This is a genomic window from Streptomyces changchenzhani (genome assembly GCF_039766235.1).
GTDB lineage: Bacteria > Actinomycetota > Actinomycetes > Streptomycetales > Streptomycetaceae > Streptomyces.
In genome coordinates this window covers 16,916-34,062 of record NZ_JBDHNH010000003.1, presented here as the reverse complement: position 1 = coordinate 34,062, position 17,147 = coordinate 16,916, and the positions used below count along the sequence as shown (strand labels likewise).

The following is a 17,147-nucleotide window of genomic DNA, read 5'->3' as shown; positions in this document are numbered from 1 at the left end:
TGTGTCAGCGCCTCGTACCGTCCACCCGCAGGCTGTTCAGCCGTTCACGCCACTCACGCACCACGGGGAAACGGCTGTTCACGGTCGCGGCGGCCCAGTCCCTGGCCGTCACCTGCGACTCGCGCAGACGCAGCAGCGGCTCCAGGTCGGACCGGGACAGCAGCAGCCGTTGATTGGTGACCGCCTCCGGGCGCCAGTGGCCCTTGTACGACTCCGAGCCCCGCAGCAGACTCAGAACGCTGCGGCCCGAGCTGGCCGCCAGGTGCGCGTCGTGGCGCAGCAGCATCGTCGCCACGTCCACCTTCTTGTCCCTGAGTCCCGGATGAGCTCCGTAGAGATAACCGCCGGTCAGATGCCCGGACTGAAGCGTCATCTTCGAGGCCACCACCTGGCCGTCCAGCCGGAATTCCGTGACGGCGGCCTCGCCGTCGCGCACCATGCGCCGGGCGGCACGTACCAGGTGCTGCGCGAAACGCGGCTTGAGGTGTTCGACGTTGACGCCGCGGCCCCGCCACTGCAGTTCGTGCAGTCGCAGCAGCTGACCGACCGCGTCCGGCACTTCGTGCTCCGGGACCACGCGGTCCTCGATCTTCAGCGCGTCGATCTTGCGCAGCTTGGCCCGCACGCGCTGCGCACGGCTGCTGGACATGCGCTTGACGAGCTCTTCGATGGGCTCGGCCGGAAGTTCCATGCAGGTCGAGTCCGTGAGCCGGCAACGGGCACCCGCCCACATGTCGTACAGCTGCTCGACCGCCGCCCCGGGGCGTACTTCCCGCAGGTCGATCACCGCGTGCCGTGCGGCGCGGTCAAGGCCGCGTTCCAGGGCGACAACGGCGCTCTTCGCATCCTCGTCGTCGACAAGGATGTCGAAGAAGTCGGAGATCCCGCCTCCCACGGGCACGAGCAGCGGCATCGGGCGGTGCACGAGCATCAGGGGCGCCGCGCCGATCAGACGTCCGTCACGGCGGGCCAGGGCGACCCTGAGGCGCCCGTTCGTTCCGTACGAGAGCCACCACGAGTGGAGCCAGGCGTGGCTCTGGAAGGGGGTGGAGGCGGCGCAGCGGCGGTGGAGTGCGTCCCACTCCTCGCGCAGCTCGGCGAACCGGCGCGGGTCGCGGCACAGCGTGACGGCGAGGCCCCGCTGCTCCCCGGCCATCACACCCGCTCCCGCTCCGCGGTGGCGGACCCGACAGCGTGGGCGGGGGCCGGTACCGAGGTCGACGCGGTCCACTGGTGGCGCCGCGGGCGTACCAGGAGCACAAGACCGCCGATGAGGCCACCCGCGCAGGCGCCCACGGCCACGCTGATCGGGACGGACGGCGAGACCTGCTGGGTCGGCGTGATGGCCTGGGAGAAGTGCAGGAGCTTGACGCCGGTGTTCTTCGACACCCCGTTGCTGCTCACGAAGACGGCGTCGGCGACGGCGTTGGCGATGTCCGCCGCCTGGCTCGGCCTGGTCGAGGTGCCGGTGATCGCGATCATCGGTGAGTCGGGGGAGGTCTCCGTCTGGACGTGGGTGCGCAGGGTCTGCGCCGAGATTCCTGCGGCCACGCGCGCGTACGCGAGCGTGGAGTCGCTGGTGGCGATGCGCCCGTAGGCCTGGGCGTAGCCGAGAGCCGCGCCCGGGTCCGCGTCCTTGACGGGGGCGGCGACGACATAGCTGGTGGCGGTGTACTCGGGCGCCTTGAGCATGCCGTACGAGCCCGCGCACAGGGTGCCGATGAGCGCGCAGGCCGGCAGGGGCCACCAGACGGGCAGGGGGGTGATCTTCGCAACGAGCCGACTGATGTGTCCGGGGTCGGCGGGCCGCTGCTCGGGCTTCTCGGTCATGAGCGTGATCTCCTGGTCGAAGGGGTGGTGGCGAGGGCGTGCGTGTAGACGTCCATGAGGCGTTCGGCGCAGCGCGCGATGTCGTAGTGGCTGACGGCAGGGGGCGGCGGCAGGCGGGGTGCGCCGTCGTCCATCAGGCGGCGCAGGGCCGCCGTCAGTTCGTCGAGGCCACTGCCGACGCGTCGGGCGCCGGGTGCGCGGTCGGCGGGCAGGTCGTCGATGGCCGGGCATGTGGTGTGCAGTACGGGGAGTCCCGCGGCCAGCGCCTCGACGACCGCGAGCCCGAAGGCCTCCTCGCGGGACGTCGAGACGAAGGTGTCCATGGCGCACAGCAGTGCGGGGATGCCGGGCGGGCCGCTGCCGGCCGGGGCGTTGACGGCGTCGCACTCGCCGAGGAACCGGATGCGGTCCACGGCTCCCAGCCGGACGGCGAGGGCCCGCAGCGCGCTCGCCTCGGGCCCGTCGCCCGCCAGCAGGAGCCGGGCGCCCGGCAGCGCCGCGACGGCGCGGATCAGCACGTCGAAGCGTTTCCCGGGGACGAGCCGCCCCACGCCGCCCACCACGAAGGCGTCTTCGGGGAGCCCCAGGCGTGCGCGGGTCGTGACGCGGTCCGCGTGGTCGAAGCGGAACCGTTCGGCGTCGATGCCATTGGGTACGACGCGGATGCGCGCGGCCGGGACACCCCAGTCGCGAAGCCGCCCGGCGACGGTGGTGGAGACGGCGACGGTCGCCGCCCCGAGCCGTTCGGTCCGCAGGTACAGCGCGCGGGTCCCCCAGGTCAGCGGGCGTCCTTCGATCTCCGCCTGCCCCAGGGAGTGTTCGGTGGCGACGGTGGCGCCGACCCCGGCCAGCCGTGCGGCGATCCGCCCGTAGACGCAGGCGCGGTACAGGTGGGTGTGGACGAGGTCGTACTTGCCCTGACGGATGAGCCGGGTGAGCCTGGGCAGTGCCTTGAGGTCCCGGTTGCCCCGCATGTCCAGATGGGTGACGCGCACCCCGTCCGCGCGCAGCCCGTCGGCCACGGCGCCCGGGTTGGTGAGCGTCACGACGTCGCAGGGCACCGGCAGATGACGCAGCAGCAGCCGCAGTTGCTGCTCCGCGCCGCCGACGCCGAGCCCGGTGATGATGTGCAGCGCCTTCACCGGCTGTCGCCGACCGGGGCGACAGTGGCCGGGATCGCGGCGGGGGCGAAGGCCGTCCGGCGTTCGAAGCCGGGGCGAAGGCGCTTCGCCCAGAGCCGGGCGCCCCGGTCGGCGTTGCTGATGTGCGTACGGGAGAGGGCGTACGGCCCGGCCGGCGGGCCGGGGGCGATGGCGCAGCCGTAGGCGTATCCCGCGTCGCGTACCGCGTCGACCGCGCGCCGGTCGACGGTGCCGTACGGATAGCAGAATCCCTCGGGAGCCGTGCCGGTGATGTCGTGGATCAACTCCCGGCTCCGGCGCGTCTCCTGCCGCAGTACGTCGTCGGAGACCTCGGTCAGGTCCTGGTGGACGAGCCCGTGGGAGCCGACTTCCATTCCGGCGTCGGCGACGGCCCGGATGCCGTCCTGTGTCAGCAGCGGCTTGCGCGGGCCGAGCGGGTCCCATGCGTTGGAGCCTGCGAGCCTTCCGGGCAGCACGAACACGGTCGCGGTGCACTCGCGGCGCCGCAGCACCGGCAGCGCTTCGTCGAGGAAGTCGGCGTATCCGTCGTCGAAGGTCAGTCCCACCAGGCCCTTGGAGCGGCCGGCCGCGTGGGCGCGCAGGAGTGTGCTGATGTCGACGCCGGTGAGCCCTCGGCCGCGCAGCCAGCGCAGCTGCTGGTCGAGTCGGTCGGGGGCGACGGTGATGCCGTAGGGGTCGTCCGTCGGGTCGGCGACCGAGTGGTACATGAGGATCCACGGTTGGGCGGGGCGCGCGAAGAGCCCCCGGAGGGCGGGCAGTCGGGTGGTGCGGGTCGCCGTGTCAGCGGCCATGGGAGAACCTCTGTCGGGTGAGGGCCAGCAGGTGGACGATCTCCGGGGCTCTGACTGCGAGTCCGGTGAGGACGAAGGCGCTGAGGACAAGGGGGCAGCCGACGGCCACGCTCAGCAGGGGGTCCGCCACCAGCGGTCCGGCGGCCCAGCCCACGGTGCCCGCCACCGTGGCGGCGGCCGTCAGCCGGCCGAGCGTGAGCGCGACGGCGCGGACGTCGATGGCCACGACCCGTGAGCCGAGGCCGCTGAGCAGCAGTACCGCCGTGGTGCTGATGCCGACGGCGTTGGCCGCCGCGATGCCGTAGACACCCCAGTGGCCGACGGTGGCCGCGACGGCCGCGGTGGTGACCACGAGCCCGGCGGCCATGGCGGCGGCCGGGTACCAGGGGGGCCTGGCCGTGGAGAAGAACGGCCTGCCCAGCGCCCCTACGAGACAGTGGCCGAGGAGTCCGGTCGCGTAGACCCGCATCACGGTGGCGGTGGTCCCGGTGTCCTGCGCGTCGAACGCGCCGCGCTGGAAGAGGACTTCGATGATCTGGGGGGCGTATCCGATCACCATGGCGGTGCCGAACAGGACGACCATGCCGGCCAGTGCCAGGTCGCGTTCGACCCGGTGGCGGGCCCGGTCCCGGTCGCCGTCCGCCATGGCCTGGGCGACCAGCGGGAAGGTCACCGTGCAGATCATCAGCGACAGGACCATCGGCATCTGCGCGACCTTCTGCGCGTAGTTCAGATGTGAGATGGCTCCGGCGGGCAGGTCGGACGCGAAGAAGCGCTCGACCAGGATCTGGGACTGCCTGGTGACTGCGAAGAGGATGACGGGCGCGAGCACGGCGAGGCCCAGCTGGGCGGTGCCCGCGGTCCGCTGCCGGCCGGGCAGCCGGAGCCGGCGCGACCTGGGCTTCATGCGCACCGAGGTCACCAGCCTCGCGAAGGTGGGCAGTTGAACGAGGATCATGAGCAGGCTGCCGACCGCCACCCCGGCTGCTGCGGCCCGTACCCCCCACAGTGAGTGCAGGGTGAGCATGGTGGCGATGATGCCGAGGTTGTACGCGACATAGACACCGGCTGGCGGCAGGAAGCTGCGGTGCGCGCGCAGCGCCGCGCTGAAGTAGCCGGTGATCCCGAAGGTGAGGACGGTCACCGCCGTCAGGCGGGTGCAGTCGACGGCCAACTGCGGGGCGCTGAAACCGGGTGCGAGGATCCGTACGACCCAGGGCGCACCGAGCATCAGCAGCCCGGCGACGCAGGCCAGCAGGATGAAGAGCCGGGGAAAGGTCGCCGTGACCAGTGCCCGGACCGGGTCCGGGCCGAGGGCACGGTCGTGCGGCAGGGCCGCGGCGCGCCGGGTGATGGCGTAGCTGAAGGCAGGGACCAACAGCAACGCCATCGCGTCCTCGATGAGCAGCGTGGACGCCATCTCCGGCACGGTCCAGGCGATCAGGAAGGCGTCGCTTTCGACGCTGGCGCCGAAGAGGTGGGCGATGGCCTGGTCGCGTACGAGCCCGAGCAGCGCCCCGACCGCGGTCAGCCCGGCGGTGACCGCCGCGGCCCGTGCCAGGAACCGGCCGAGCTTCGGCGGTTCGCCGCCGGCGGTCGCCGTCGGCGGGCCTGTGGTGGGGCGCAGGGCCCCGGCCGGATCCGCGCTGGCGCCGGTGGTGGTGTTGTTCACGCGGCGATCGCCTCGTCGTGCCGCGCGAACGCCCACCAGGCGGCCAGGCCGAGCACGACTCCGGCGAGCACCGTCGAGGGGCCGCCGATGTCGGCGTACAGGAAGTCGACGGTCTGCCAGGTCATCAGCCCGACCGCGGCGAGGCCGCAGTCGGCGGCTGCCTGGCGCTTCTTGCGGGCGAGGGCCAGTCTGCGTACCGCGCCCACCAGGATCGCCGACCAGCTGCCGACGAACGCGGTGACGCCGATGAGCCCCTGCTCGCTGAGTACGAGCAGGTACATGTTGTGCGGCGACAGGAGGGGCTGTTTCTGAAAGGCCTGGCCGGCGCCCGCGGTGTCGCTGCCCGAGGAGAGTCCGATCGAGGCGTGGCCGTCACGGTGGGCGGGGAAGCCCTTGAGGCCGACGCCGGTGGCGGGTTGCTCGCGCCACATGCTCGCCGCCGCGGCCCACATCGTGTACCGGTCGTTGACGGACTGGTCGGGTGCCTCGGTCACGTCGGTGATGCTGGTGAGGCGTTGCGAGATCATCTCCGAGCCGACGCCGAAGCCGCCGACCAGCACGACAGCCGCGGCGGTCACCACGGTCAGGGCGCGCACCGCCTGCCGCCATCCGGTCAGCACTACCATGGCGACGGCTGCGAACACGGTGGCGATCCAGGCGCCCCGGCTGAAGGACAGCGCGAGCGGTACGACCAGCGCCACGGCCGCCGCGAGTGCGCACGGGCGCAGCCATCGGGGCGCGTCTTGGGGGGTGCACAGCGCGAGCGCGACGGCGGCGAGCAGCCCGTACGCGACGACGGTGGCCATGCCCATGACGTCGGTGGGTCCGAAGGTGCCGACGGCCCGGATGTCCTCGCCCATGTACGACGCGCCGGTGCCGGTGGCGTACTGGTAGACCCCGATGGCGCCTTGGACGAGGGCGAGGGCCACCAGGCAGCCCGTGACGACTCTGAAGGCCCCGGCATCGCGGATCAGGAGCACCACGGCGACCGGGACCAGCACGAAGACCTGGAGGTAGCGGACGAAGCCCGGGAGGCTTGCCACCGGGTCGGCCGCGGTGACCGTCGCCACGGCGAAGCCGACCGCGGGGATGCCGAGGACCACGACGGCGGCGGGTGTCAGGGGCCGCAGCCGGCTGCGCAGTGCGCGCCCCACGCAGAATGCCACGAGTACGCCGGACGCGATGTCGGCGGGACTAACGCTGCTCGATGATCCGGCGAGCTCGGCCTGGATGGGCGCGGCCAGCAGGAGCACGGTCACGATCAACGGCAGCAGTGGGCCCCAACGGGCCGCCTGCCGCCGGAGGCCGGGGTACGACACGGCCCGCGGAACGGGCGTGTCGGTCCACGTGGCTGTCATCCTCAGCTGCCTCCGAGCCGGAACAGGGAAGCGGCGGTGCGCGCGAGGATGCACACGTCCTGCCAGAGCGACCAGGTCTCGATGTAGTGGTTGTCGAAGCGCGCGCGATCCTCGATGGAGGTGTCGCCGCGCAGTCCGTTGACCTGGGCCAGCCCGGTGATACCGACGGGCATCCGGTGGCGGGCCTGGTAACCGGGGTGCAGGGTGCGGAATTTCGCCACGAAGTAGGGGCGTTCGGGTCGGGGGCCGACCAGGCTCATGTCGCCGCGCAGTACGTTCCACAGCTGCGGCAGCTCGTCGAGGGAGGTACGTCGCAGCAGCCTGCCGATGCCGCTCATCCGCTGGTCGAGGGCGACACTCCAGCGCACGTCGGACTCGTGCTCGTCGGCCGGACGGACCGTGCGGAACTTCAGCAGCACGAAGGGCCGGCCGTGCAGGCCGATGCGCTCCTGACGGAAGATGACTCCCGGTCCGTCGAGGATGCGCACGGCGAGGGCGCAGACGCCCATCACGGGCGCTGCCGCGAGCACGGCGACGGCGGCCAGCGAGGCGTCCATCACCCGCTTGCCCGCGCGCGCCACCGGCCGGTGCGGGCCGCTGCTCAGCGGGCGTGCGGCGAATCCCCACAGGTGGTCGGCGTCCGGGGTCCGGAGGGATGCGACGGTGCCGGCCACGGCGCCGTCCACCAGCCACAGGCGGCAGCCGTGCGCGGTGAGCAGACCGACGAGGGCGGCTGTTTCGGGGGACGATTCGGGCGGGTGGGTGAAGACGGCATGGCGCACGGTGTTCTGTCTGACCGCGCGGGTGACGTCCTCCGGGGTGGTGAGGACGGGCAGCGGCGCGGTGTCCGCCGACGCGCTCTCCGCGGGCTGGACGTGCGTGGGGTCGACCCGGCCGACCGGCCGCAGTCCGTACTCGGCACGCTCGTACAGGGCGGACGCGATGTTCCGGGCGAGGGGCTCCCGGCCCACGATGAGGGCCGACTGCGGGTGCCTGGCGGCCGACCAGCGCCACGTCTGGTAGACCATGGCCCGCCCGACGCCGCCGAGCAGTGTCTGCGCGGCGGCCAGGCCGGCCAGGGTCTGCCAGCCGATGTCGTAGCGGGAGTCGTACGCCGTGAGGGCTTCCGTGGTGGCGAACCACTGGATGAGGAGGAGGCCGAGCAGCACGGGCAGTTCGGCGAGGGCGGACGGGGACAGCCGCGGCCGGTAGAGGCCGCGGAAGGTGTGCAGCGACACCTGCACACCTACGAGCAGGATGAACGCTGCCGCCGGCCACGGCAGTTCCGGCACCAGCAGCAGGGCCGAGGCCAGGGCGAGCCCGTCGGCGGTGAGCAGCCCCGCCACGGAGCCGTGCCGGTGGATGCTCCGGCGGGCGAGTGGGGCGGAACGACGGCCGACGGATCTCCGTGGCGGATGGATCAAGAGCGCCGTGCCCTGCGCGGCGGTTGCCTGAGCGGCGGGCTGGGGCGCGTGCGCACTCTCCATGGTCATCGCTGAGCGCACTTCCTCGTCATGGGTCGGGGCGAGTTGAGGAGTTCCTGGTAAACGCCGGAGACTGCTGCGGCGGTGTTTCGCACGTCGAAGACCGATCGGGTGTGGGTCTGGGCCTGTCGGCCCAGGGCCTCCCGCAGCTTCGGGTCGGTCAGCAGGGTGGCGAGTGCCGTCGCGAGCGCCGACGGATCTTCGGGGGGTACGAGGCACTGGGCCGCGTGGCCGGGGGGCAGGCTTTCCCTGGCCCCGCTGACGTCGGACATCACGACGGGCCTGCCGCAGGCCATGGCTTCGAGTGGAGCCAGGGCCATGCCTTCCCAGCGGGAGGGGAGCACAACGACGTCCGCCGCGTGGAACCACGGCCGGGTGTCGCCGCTCGCACCGGCGAACAGCACGCCCGGCGGGGCGAGGTCCTTCAGCCGCTCCCGGTCCGGCCCGTCGCCGACCAGGACCAGCCTGGCCCCGGCGACGGCTGCGGTCACCTGTTGCCAGGCTCGCAGCAGGACGTCCTGCCCCTTCTGCCGGCACAGCCGGCCGACGCAGACCACCAGCGGGGCGCCCGTCGGCACCTCGGACAGCAGGGGCAGGGAGGCGCGGGCCGGTGTGCGGCTCGTGCCGTCGTCGGGGTGGAAGTGTCCGAGGTCGATGCCGTTGCGGATGACCGACCAGTGGGCGGCGATGCCGGCCTCCTCCCCCGCCCGGCGTTCGGCCTCACTGACGCACAGGGTGCGGTCGCTCCAACGAGCTCCGTACCGCTCCCATTTCCGGGCCATTACTGCGGCGCGCCCCTCGACGGCGTCGAAGGACCAGGCGTGCGGCTGGAAGACCGTGGGCACGCGACCGCGCACGGCGAGCCGGCCGGCTAGCCCGGCCTTGGCGCTGTGGGCGTGCACGACATGGGCTCCGCTCTCGCGAATCAGCCGGGCGGCGGTCAGGACCTCACGGGCCAGCCGGGGTCCGGGACCCCGCTCGGCGGGCCAGGTGTGCACGCGCGCTCCGGCTTCGGCGGCCCGTGCTGCCAACTCGCCGTCGGGCGGGCAGGCCACGAAGGTCCGCAGACCTTCACCGACCTGTGCCCGGATTAGGTCGGTGACCACGCGTGCGACTCCCCCCTCCACCGGCTGAACCAGGTGGAAAACCGTCAGTTGGCTCTTCCCGGTCCAACTTCTCTGCAGCACGTGCGGCTCTCTTCGTACGTGGAAGTTCGAACTGACCCGGCCGAGTAACGCCGGAAGGGAAATCAGCGACATTCTGCCTGCACCCTGAGTACGCCGGAAATCACCCGCGCCTTTCGGCGTCGAACTGGGGTATACGGGTGAACTTCAAAAAGTCTGAGCGAATCTCCGACCAATTCCCGTAGGTCCGAGGAAGCTGCGCTGCGAAGCGGAGTGAACGGAGGCACCAGGTGGAACGGCACTCCCGGGACGCCGCGCGCAGCGAAGCCCGCCGACTTCGACATGTTTGGCTCTCCATGTTTGTTCAAGCAATAAAACAGGAGTGAACCTTCTCAGACAGCCGTCGGGAATCATGCCAGACTCGCCCGCAGGGTCATCTGAATGCCGATATGCTTCGAATTCTTTCCCGAGTCGGGGGCAGCCGATTCCTACAGCCATTCGAGTGCGGCCCGTCGGATTCTCATTCGTGTTCTCGCCGGGCACTCGCCGAAGTCTCCGCCGAGGTCACCGTCGGAGTCCGGGGCGGACAAAGCCGACGGCCCGCCGGACTGTTGTCCGGCGGGCCGCTTCGCTCACTGCGGGGTCAGGTCAGGCGCACTTGCCGGTGGGCCGGGTGCGCGTCACCATCTCGCTGGAGCCGGTGGTCGCGTCGATCCACAGCACCTGACTGCCGGCCGCCGCGGCCGAGAGCTGTTCACCCCGGTTACAGGAGACCCGGCCCTTGCGCGTGGCGTCGTCCTTGGGTGAGCCGGCCTCGGCCGTTGTGGCCGTCGTCAGCCCGGTGAAGTACTTGCCCGAGGTTCCGGTGACGGTGCGGCTGCCACCCTTCTTTTCCATGCGTACGACGTACGCGCGGCGCCCGCCGCGCTCCCCGTGGCCGGGGCCTGCTCATGAACACCCGTCACCAGTGCGGGTGTTGCCGTGTTCTGTCCCGGGATCACCTCTCCCGGGCTCGGCGGCGGCGCTCCCGTCGTCGCCTCGGCGGGCTGCCCCGGAACGACGAGTGCGGTGGCGCCGATCAGCGCCACCGCACTTGATATTCCGCTCCGTTGTGCTCCGGATGCCCCCGGTCTTGCCGTGCGTTCTGAACTGACGCACCGTCTCCCCATCCCCTTACAGACCGTGGGGCGGCAGTTTCGACCGTTGCCTTTCGGCCCCGGTGGCCGTCGTCAGTGGGCGGAGCCTCCGTACTCGGCGTGCTGGGCATGCTGCGCGTACGGGTCGTCGTCCGCGGACGAGGACGCCGGGAACGATACGCGGCGTCGGCACTCGGCGGCCTCCGCCATGATCTCGTCGAACTCCTGGTCGGTCATCCGAATCAGTCCCTTGCGCGACGAGCTCCCTGGGTCACGATGGCCCCGGTGGCAGCGCTGGTGCCGAAACGGTCCGACAGGTGCTGATTGAGGAGCCCTTCACTTGTGATTCGTTGCGGAACGGACCCCGGATTGGTCGTCGGCACCCCACTGGCCGCCCCACTGGCCGCCCTACTGGCCGCCCCCTGGACACACCCTGGACTCCCCCTAAAGGCGGGACAGCTCCTCAAGGACGCTCTCGGCGCTGAGCACCGCGCTGTCGGTGCTCAGCTGCGCGGCGATCACGCCGGGCGGCAGAGGCGCCGTCCCCAGAACGCCCTCGGTCAGGGAGGCCGCGAGGCGGTGCCAGGCGCCCGCGTCACGCAGCATCGCGTGCCCGCCGTGCGGCATGGCGATACCGCAGGCGTGTGCGCCCGCGCGCCGGGCCCTGCGCAGGAAGTCCCAGGACTCGCGGGCGTCGGTGACGCGGTCCTGGTTGTCGTGCAGGACGATCACGTGCTTGTCGCGGAGCTGGGAGACGGGCGCTCCCGGCGGGCACCACGGGGCCAGCGCCACGATCCCGTTCACCTGGGGGTGCTCGGCCACGCGGAGCGCCGCGCGGGCGCCCATGGAGTGGCCCACGAGGACGACCGGCTTGAGCGGCGCAAGCCGTGCCAGCTCGTCGAGTGCCTCACGCGCCTCCCGCACCGGGTCCTGGCGCGAGCCGTTCCATCCGCGGTGGCGGTAGCGCACCGCCGCGAGCAGCACCTCGTGGTCGCGTGTCGCCCGCCGGATCGCGCCGCGAAACGGCCGCAGGCGGGCGGCGGGCAGGTTGAGCAGCGGTGGCGGCCCCAGGGCGTCCGCGCGGCCTCCGTGCAGCAGCAGGACGGCCCCCTGGGGCGAGTACGGGGCCGAGTGGAGCCGCAGGGCACTGTGGCCGTCCTCGCGGGTCTCGACGTGCTGCTCGCCGGGCAGGGTCATCGAGGTCCCCGCTGTCCGTGTGCGGCAGGGCGGCGGGGCGGGCGCGGGAAGAATCCGCTCGTCCTTGCCACGTACGCCGCGAAACCGGGGCGGTCGGCCATATGGTCCTCCAGCAGTCGCTTGCCGCTGCCGCGGGTCAGCAGGTACGTCATCACCAGCGGCGAGACCACGGACACGGCCGCGGCCTGCCAGCTGCCGCAGGCCATGAGGAACAGGCCCCACCAGATCAGGAAGTCACCGAAATAGTTCGGGTGGCGGGTCCAGCTCCACAGTCCGCGGTCCATGATGCGCCCCCGGTTCGCCGGGTCGGCCTTGAACCGGGCGAGCTGATGGTCACCGACCGCCTCGAAGGTGAGACCCATGGCCCAGATCACGATGCCCACGACAGCCAGGGGGCCGACGGGTACGGGAACGTACTGCGCGGCCTGGACGGGCAGCGAGATCAGCCATACCAGTGCGCCCTGGAGGAGGTACACCGTGCGCAGTGCGTACAGGGTCCGGTTGCCGGACGCCTTGGCCAGCATGCGTTCGTAGCGGGGGTCCTCGCCGTGGCCGCGTCCGCGCCGGGCGATGTGGGCGGCGAGCCGCACGCCCCACGCGGCCGTCGCCACGGTGATCAGCAGGCGCCCGACGTCGTCCCCGTGTCCGGCGGACATGGCGTACGAGACGACGGCCACCGCGGTGAAGGCCAGGCCCCAGGCGACGTCCACGAGCCGGTGCATGCCTTTGCGGGTGGCGACGGCGAACACGACGAGCATGACGGCGAGTGCGGCGCCCGCGGCCGCCGCCAGGTTGGCGGCGAACGCCGCCCACGGGAAGCCGCTCATCGCGCCGCGTCCTGTCCGTACCAGGCCTGCGGGGTGGCGGGCAGGTCCGCGACCCCGTCCCGGGTGGGGCGTACCGCCAGGATCTGGTCGACGCCCATCCGGCGTTCGGTGAAGGCCAGTGCGCTGCCCGCGAGGTACAGCCGCCAGACCCGCGCGGTGGGCTCGCCGACCAGGGCGACGAAGTCCTCCCAGCGGTCTTCGAGTGTCCGGTACCAGGCGGTGATGGTGCGGGCGTAGTGCTCGCGCAGCGACTCCACCGAGCGGACTTCCAGACCCGCTGATTCCAGGAGGTCGACCGTGCGGCCGACGGGCCGCATGTGCATGTCGGGAGCGATGTACGTTTCGATGAAGGCTCCGCCTCCCGGCGCGTTGGCTCCGCGGGACATCTGCTGAACCAGCAGTCGGCCGCGCGGGCGCAGCAGCCCGTGCAGGCGCGCGGTGAACGCCGGGTACTCCGCGTCACCCACGTGTTCGCCCATCTCGATCGCGCTCACCGCGTCGTAGCCGCCGCCCTCGATGTCGCGGTAGTGCCGCAGTTCCACCTCCACAAGACCGCCAAGGCCCTGCTCCTCGATCCGCGCGGCCATGAAGTCGCGCTGCTCGGCGGACAGGGTCACCGCGGTGACCTGGGCCTTGTACTCGCGCGCCGCATGCAGGCTCAGCGCACCCCACCCGCAGCCCACATCGAGAAACTGGGCGCCGGCTGTGAGACCGAGCTTGCGGCAGATCAGATCGAGCTTGTCGCGCTGGGCGTCGGCGAGGCCATACGTGGGGTCTTCGGGCCGGGTCCAGTAGCCGCAGGAGTACGCCATGGTCTCGTCGAGGAGCATCGCGTAGAACTCGTTGGACATGTCGTAGTGGTGGCTGATGGCGGCCCGGTCGCGCGACGAGCTGTGCAGGGTGCCCCGGAGCCGGGCGCGTGCCGCTCCCGGTGCGGGTGGGCGCGGGCCCACGGCCTTGAGCCGGAACGCGGTGGCGGCGAATTCGGCCAGGTCGGCCGGGCGCGGGCGTGGAGCGCCCGGCCCGCGGTCGCGTAGCTGCCCCCACACGGCGCTCAGGCCGGCCGCCAGGTCTCCCTCCACGTCGATGTCACCGGCGATATAGGCCTCGGCGAGGCCGAGTTCGCCCGGCTGCGTGGCGACGGGCGTCATCGGGCAGCTCCTCGGGTTGTGGTGCTCGCGGTCAGCAGCAGCTGCCGTACGTCCAGATACTTGGCGCGGAACCCTGCCTCGGAGTACGCCAGGTACAGGTCCCACATGCGGCGGAAGGTGCCGTCGAAGCCCAGCGCGTCGACGCTCAGCTCCTGCTGGGAGAACCGCTCACGCCACAGCCGCAGCGTCTCGGCGTAGTGCTCGCCGTAGCCGTGGTCCGATCCGATGGTCAGGCCCGCGGCGGCCGACTCCCGTTCGACGGCCGTCATCGAGGGGATCAGGCCGCCGGGGAAGATGTATTTGCTGATCCAGGTGTGGGTGCGGCCGGTGGCCAGCATCCGCTCGTGCGGCATCGTGATCGTCTGGAGAGCTATCCGGCCGCCGGGGGCCAGGCGCTCCCGGAGGGTGGAGAAGTAGACCGGCCAGTAGTCGGCGCCGACGGCCTCGATCATCTCGACGCTCACCACCGCGTCGTACGTTCCTTGGACGTGCCGGTAGTCGCACAGTTCGACGGTGACCCGGTCGGCGACACCGGCGTCCCGCAGGCGGCTCATGGCGAGGTGTCGCTGTTCGGCGGACAGGGTCACCGTCACCACAGTGGCGCCGCGCTTCGCGGCCCGCAGCGCCAGCTCGCCCCATCCCGTACCGATCTCCAGCAGGCGCGTTCCCGGCCCCACCTCGGCCAGGTCGAGCAACCGGTCGATCTTGTGGTGCTGGGCGGCCGCGAAGTCCGCCCCGCTCGCGGGGAGTGTGGGGAACATCGCGGAGGAGTACGACATCGTCGGGTCGAGGAACAGCGCGAACAGGTCGTTCGAAAGGTCGTAGTGGCGGCGGATGTTGTCCCGCGCGCCGGTGACGGTGTTGCGTTGTTCGGCCGGCCGTCGGCGCACCCACAGTGCGCGCAGCCGTCGCAGGGGTCCGGGGACCAGGTCGTCGACGTGGGTGGCCAGCACGGTCAGTACGCCGACGGCGTCGTCCGCGTCCCACTCACCGGCCATGTACGACTCGCCGAATCCAACAAGCCCGGTGGTCCCGATGCGCCGGAAGAACGCGTCGGGATCCCGCACGCGCAGCACCGGGCCGCTGCCTGCCGCAGGTGTCTCGCCCCACTGCACGCGCAGTGGCAGCCGGGCGAAGGCGCGGCGCAGAATGCGAGCGGTGGCGGCGGTCCGCGCGCGGGAGCCGGGCGGCAGCCGGGCGACGTCCGGCCACCTGTCCGCATCCGTCGCCGCTCTGTGCGTCGGCGCGAACAGATCCCGGTCGGTGGCGCGCTCTGCTGAGACAGTCACTTCATGCCTTCTTGTGTTCGGTGCGGGGGGCGGGGTTGTACGGGGAGCCCGCGGAGGAACAGACGGATGCCGTGGTGGCGAATGCCGGCGGCGACCACCGCCGTGGACCAGGGGCGTCGCAACGCCGCGCCCAGGAGTCGCCGGATCGTGGCCGGTCGGTGGATTCCGCGGACGGTGGCGGTGAACGGCCGTTGTTCGGCGCGCCGCAGCTGGACGGTCAGGCCCAGATCCTCACGCGGTTCGGGCAGGAGCATGCGGTAGCTGCCGTCGACGGGGAAGAAGGGCGATACGTAAAAATCCTTCGGCACCTCGGCCCTGCCGTCCTCGTCGGTCCGCAACAGGTAGCAGTGGCGCTCGCCGTAGGTGTTGTGGACCTCGGCGACGACCCGGACGAGGGATCCGGCGCGGTCGTGGCACCAGTACACGGTGATCGGGTTGAAGACATAGCCGAGCACCCGGGCGTGCGCCAGCATGAGCACGCGTCCCCCGTCCAGCCGCACACCGTTGGCGGCCAGGAAGGCGTCGAGTCCCGCGCGGATGGACGGGGCCGTGCCACCGAAGTGATCGGCCGGGTCGAAGCGTGCCAGCGGGCGCAGGGCGCGGGGCAGCACGGGTATGTGGTCGAGGTCGACCAGCCACAGGTAGGTACGGGACCGGAAGCTGTGGCGCAGGGGGGCGGTGCGGGCGTGGGAGATGACGCAGTCGTAGAGGGCGGGCACCGACTGCCTGGCCTTCGCGCCGTTCACGGCCGTCACCACCGGACACCGAGCGCGGCGGCGGCCTCGACGCCCGACCGGCAGCCGTCCTCGTGGAATCCCCAGCCGTGGTAGGCACCGGCGAACGCGGTCACCCCGGTGTTCAGTTCCGGCAGTCGCTGCTGCGCGGTGACGGATTCCGGTGTGTAGACGGGGTGTTCGTACACCATGCGGGCCAGCACCTTGGCCGGGTCCACGCGCCCGTCCGCGTTGAGGGTGACGACATGGTCGTTGCCCGCTCCCAGGCGTTGCAGACGGTTCATGTCGTAACTGACGTGCACGGCGTCGGCCGGTGCCTCGCAGGAGGGCATGAAGTAGTTCCACGACGCGCGTGCCCTCGTGGCGCGGGGCAGCAGCGTGGTGTCGGTGTGCAGGATCGTCGGATTGCGGGAGTAGGTGAACGCGCCGAGCAGGTCTCGCTCATCGTCCGTGGGGGCGGCCAGAACACGCAGCGCCTGATCCGGGTGGACGGCCATGACAACCGCCGCGTGGTCCTGGCCGACACCGTCGTCGGTCACCACGCGAACCCCGTCGTCGAACCGGTGCACCGCGCGTACGGGGGTGCCGGTACGCACGGTGCTGAGCTCCTTGGCGATCCGCTCGACGTACTCCACCGAGCCGCCGGTCACTGTCCGCCACTGGGGCGAGCCGCTGATGGACAGAAGACCGTGGTGGTCCAGGAAGCGGAACAGGTAGCGGGCGGGATAGCGCATGGCGGTGTCGGCCGCGCAGGACCAGACCGACGAGACGAGCGGGACGGCGAAGTGTGCGACGAAGTAGCGGGAGTAGCCACCGTCCGCCAGGAATTGTCCGAGGGTGTACGTCGCCTCTCCCCCGGAGGTCGCGGAGCCGAGGACGCGGCGGGCGGCACGGTGAAACGCGGGCACCTCCGCGAGCATCCGCAGGTACGCGGCACGCCCCGTCCTGCGCCCGGTGAACAGGCCTCCGGGGCCGCGGGCGCCCGCGTACTCCAGGCCGCAGCCGTCGCACCGTACCGACATGCTCATGTCGGAGTCCTGGGTGGCGACGCCGAGCTCGGCGAACAGCCGGAGCAGCAGGGGGTAGGTCCGCTCGTTGTGCACGATGAAACCGCTGTCGACCCGCAGCGGCCGTCCGTCGGCGGTGGACAGATCGTGTGTGTGCGCGTGCCCCCCGAGCCGGTTGTCCGCTTCGTACAGGGTGACGTCGTGGGCCCGCTGCAGTACGTAGGCAGCGGTGAGGCCGGCCACACCCCCGCCCACCACTGCTACGCTCCGCCGCTTCATGGGTCTCCCGCCCTTTGAGTCCTGCCGGGCACCGCGCTCTTGGCGCGCGCGCCGATCAGTGACTATTCGAAGCGCGGAGTCGATCGGATTGGTCGGGCCGGTGGG

The 17,147-nt window shown here is 71.7% G+C and carries 16 protein-coding genes; all 16 read right to left on the bottom strand.

The features are described from left to right. Positions 1–4: 4 nt before the first annotated feature. The gene (locus tag ABCR94_RS11630; RefSeq protein WP_347119175.1) at positions 5–1,156 is read right to left on the bottom strand and encodes a GNAT family N-acetyltransferase; all 1,152 of its coding nucleotides are present in this window, start codon (positions 1,154–1,156) and stop codon (positions 5–7) included. Then, the gene (locus ABCR94_RS11625; RefSeq protein WP_347119174.1) at positions 1,156–1,830 is read right to left on the bottom strand and encodes a YveK family protein; all 675 of its coding nucleotides are present in this window, start codon (positions 1,828–1,830) and stop codon (positions 1,156–1,158) included. Before ABCR94_RS11625 ends, ABCR94_RS11630 begins: the two co-directional genes overlap by 1 nt. Next, positions 1,827–2,972 (bottom strand): glycosyltransferase, encoded by a 1,146-nt coding sequence (locus ABCR94_RS11620; protein ID WP_347119173.1) that lies wholly within the window; start codon positions 2,970–2,972, stop codon positions 1,827–1,829. Before ABCR94_RS11620 ends, ABCR94_RS11625 begins: the two co-directional genes overlap by 4 nt. Then, complete coding sequence (locus tag ABCR94_RS11615) at positions 2,969–3,784, bottom strand: polysaccharide deacetylase family protein (protein WP_521976771.1); 816 nt, start codon at positions 3,782–3,784, stop codon at positions 2,969–2,971. The genes ABCR94_RS11620 and ABCR94_RS11615 overlap by 4 nt, the downstream gene beginning before the upstream one ends. Beyond that, complete coding sequence (gene murJ / locus ABCR94_RS11610) at positions 3,774–5,456, bottom strand: murein biosynthesis integral membrane protein MurJ (protein WP_521976769.1); 1,683 nt, start codon at positions 5,454–5,456, stop codon at positions 3,774–3,776. Before murJ ends, ABCR94_RS11615 begins: the two co-directional genes overlap by 11 nt. Then, entirely contained in the window at positions 5,453–6,814 is a 1,362-nt protein-coding gene (locus ABCR94_RS11605; protein ID WP_347119172.1) for an O-antigen ligase family protein, read from the bottom strand. Before ABCR94_RS11605 ends, murJ begins: the two co-directional genes overlap by 4 nt. Before the next feature lie 2 nt (positions 6,815–6,816). Beyond that, positions 6,817–8,307, bottom strand: a complete 1,491-nt coding sequence (locus ABCR94_RS11600; RefSeq protein ID WP_347119171.1) for a sugar transferase — start codon at positions 8,305–8,307, stop codon at positions 6,817–6,819. Next, complete coding sequence (locus tag ABCR94_RS11595) at positions 8,304–9,485, bottom strand: glycosyltransferase family 4 protein (protein ID WP_347119170.1); 1,182 nt, start codon at positions 9,483–9,485, stop codon at positions 8,304–8,306. Before ABCR94_RS11595 ends, ABCR94_RS11600 begins: the two co-directional genes overlap by 4 nt. 585 nt (positions 9,486–10,070) lie before the next feature. Further along, a complete protein-coding gene (locus ABCR94_RS11590) occupies positions 10,071–10,319 on the bottom strand; it encodes a hypothetical protein (protein ID WP_347119169.1) in 249 nt (82 codons plus the stop codon). A 332-nt stretch (positions 10,320–10,651) separates the two neighbouring features. Next, the gene (locus ABCR94_RS11585; RefSeq protein ID WP_347119168.1) at positions 10,652–10,795 is read right to left on the bottom strand and encodes a hypothetical protein; all 144 of its coding nucleotides are present in this window, start codon (positions 10,793–10,795) and stop codon (positions 10,652–10,654) included. A 207-nt stretch (positions 10,796–11,002) separates the two neighbouring features. Next, on the bottom strand, positions 11,003–11,755 hold the full coding sequence (locus tag ABCR94_RS11580) for an alpha/beta hydrolase (protein WP_347119167.1): 753 nt from the start codon (positions 11,753–11,755) through the stop codon (positions 11,003–11,005). Further along, the gene (locus ABCR94_RS11575; RefSeq protein ID WP_347119166.1) at positions 11,752–12,582 is read right to left on the bottom strand and encodes a DUF1295 domain-containing protein; all 831 of its coding nucleotides are present in this window, start codon (positions 12,580–12,582) and stop codon (positions 11,752–11,754) included. The genes ABCR94_RS11580 and ABCR94_RS11575 overlap by 4 nt, the downstream gene beginning before the upstream one ends. Further along, positions 12,579–13,838 (bottom strand): class I SAM-dependent methyltransferase, encoded by a 1,260-nt coding sequence (locus ABCR94_RS11570; RefSeq protein ID WP_521976764.1) that lies wholly within the window; start codon positions 13,836–13,838, stop codon positions 12,579–12,581. Before ABCR94_RS11570 ends, ABCR94_RS11575 begins: the two co-directional genes overlap by 4 nt. Next, positions 13,730–15,022: a class I SAM-dependent methyltransferase gene (locus ABCR94_RS11565; RefSeq protein WP_521976762.1), complete on the bottom strand. Its 1,293-nt coding sequence runs from the start codon at positions 15,020–15,022 to the stop codon at positions 13,730–13,732. The genes ABCR94_RS11570 and ABCR94_RS11565 overlap by 109 nt, the downstream gene beginning before the upstream one ends. Further along, the gene (locus ABCR94_RS11560; RefSeq protein ID WP_347119617.1) at positions 15,019–15,741 is read right to left on the bottom strand and encodes a DUF1365 domain-containing protein; all 723 of its coding nucleotides are present in this window, start codon (positions 15,739–15,741) and stop codon (positions 15,019–15,021) included. The genes ABCR94_RS11565 and ABCR94_RS11560 overlap by 4 nt, the downstream gene beginning before the upstream one ends. A gap of 32 nt (positions 15,742–15,773) precedes the next feature. Beyond that, the gene (locus ABCR94_RS11555; RefSeq protein WP_347119164.1) at positions 15,774–17,042 is read right to left on the bottom strand and encodes an NAD(P)/FAD-dependent oxidoreductase; all 1,269 of its coding nucleotides are present in this window, start codon (positions 17,040–17,042) and stop codon (positions 15,774–15,776) included. Positions 17,043–17,147 lie beyond the last annotated feature (105 nt).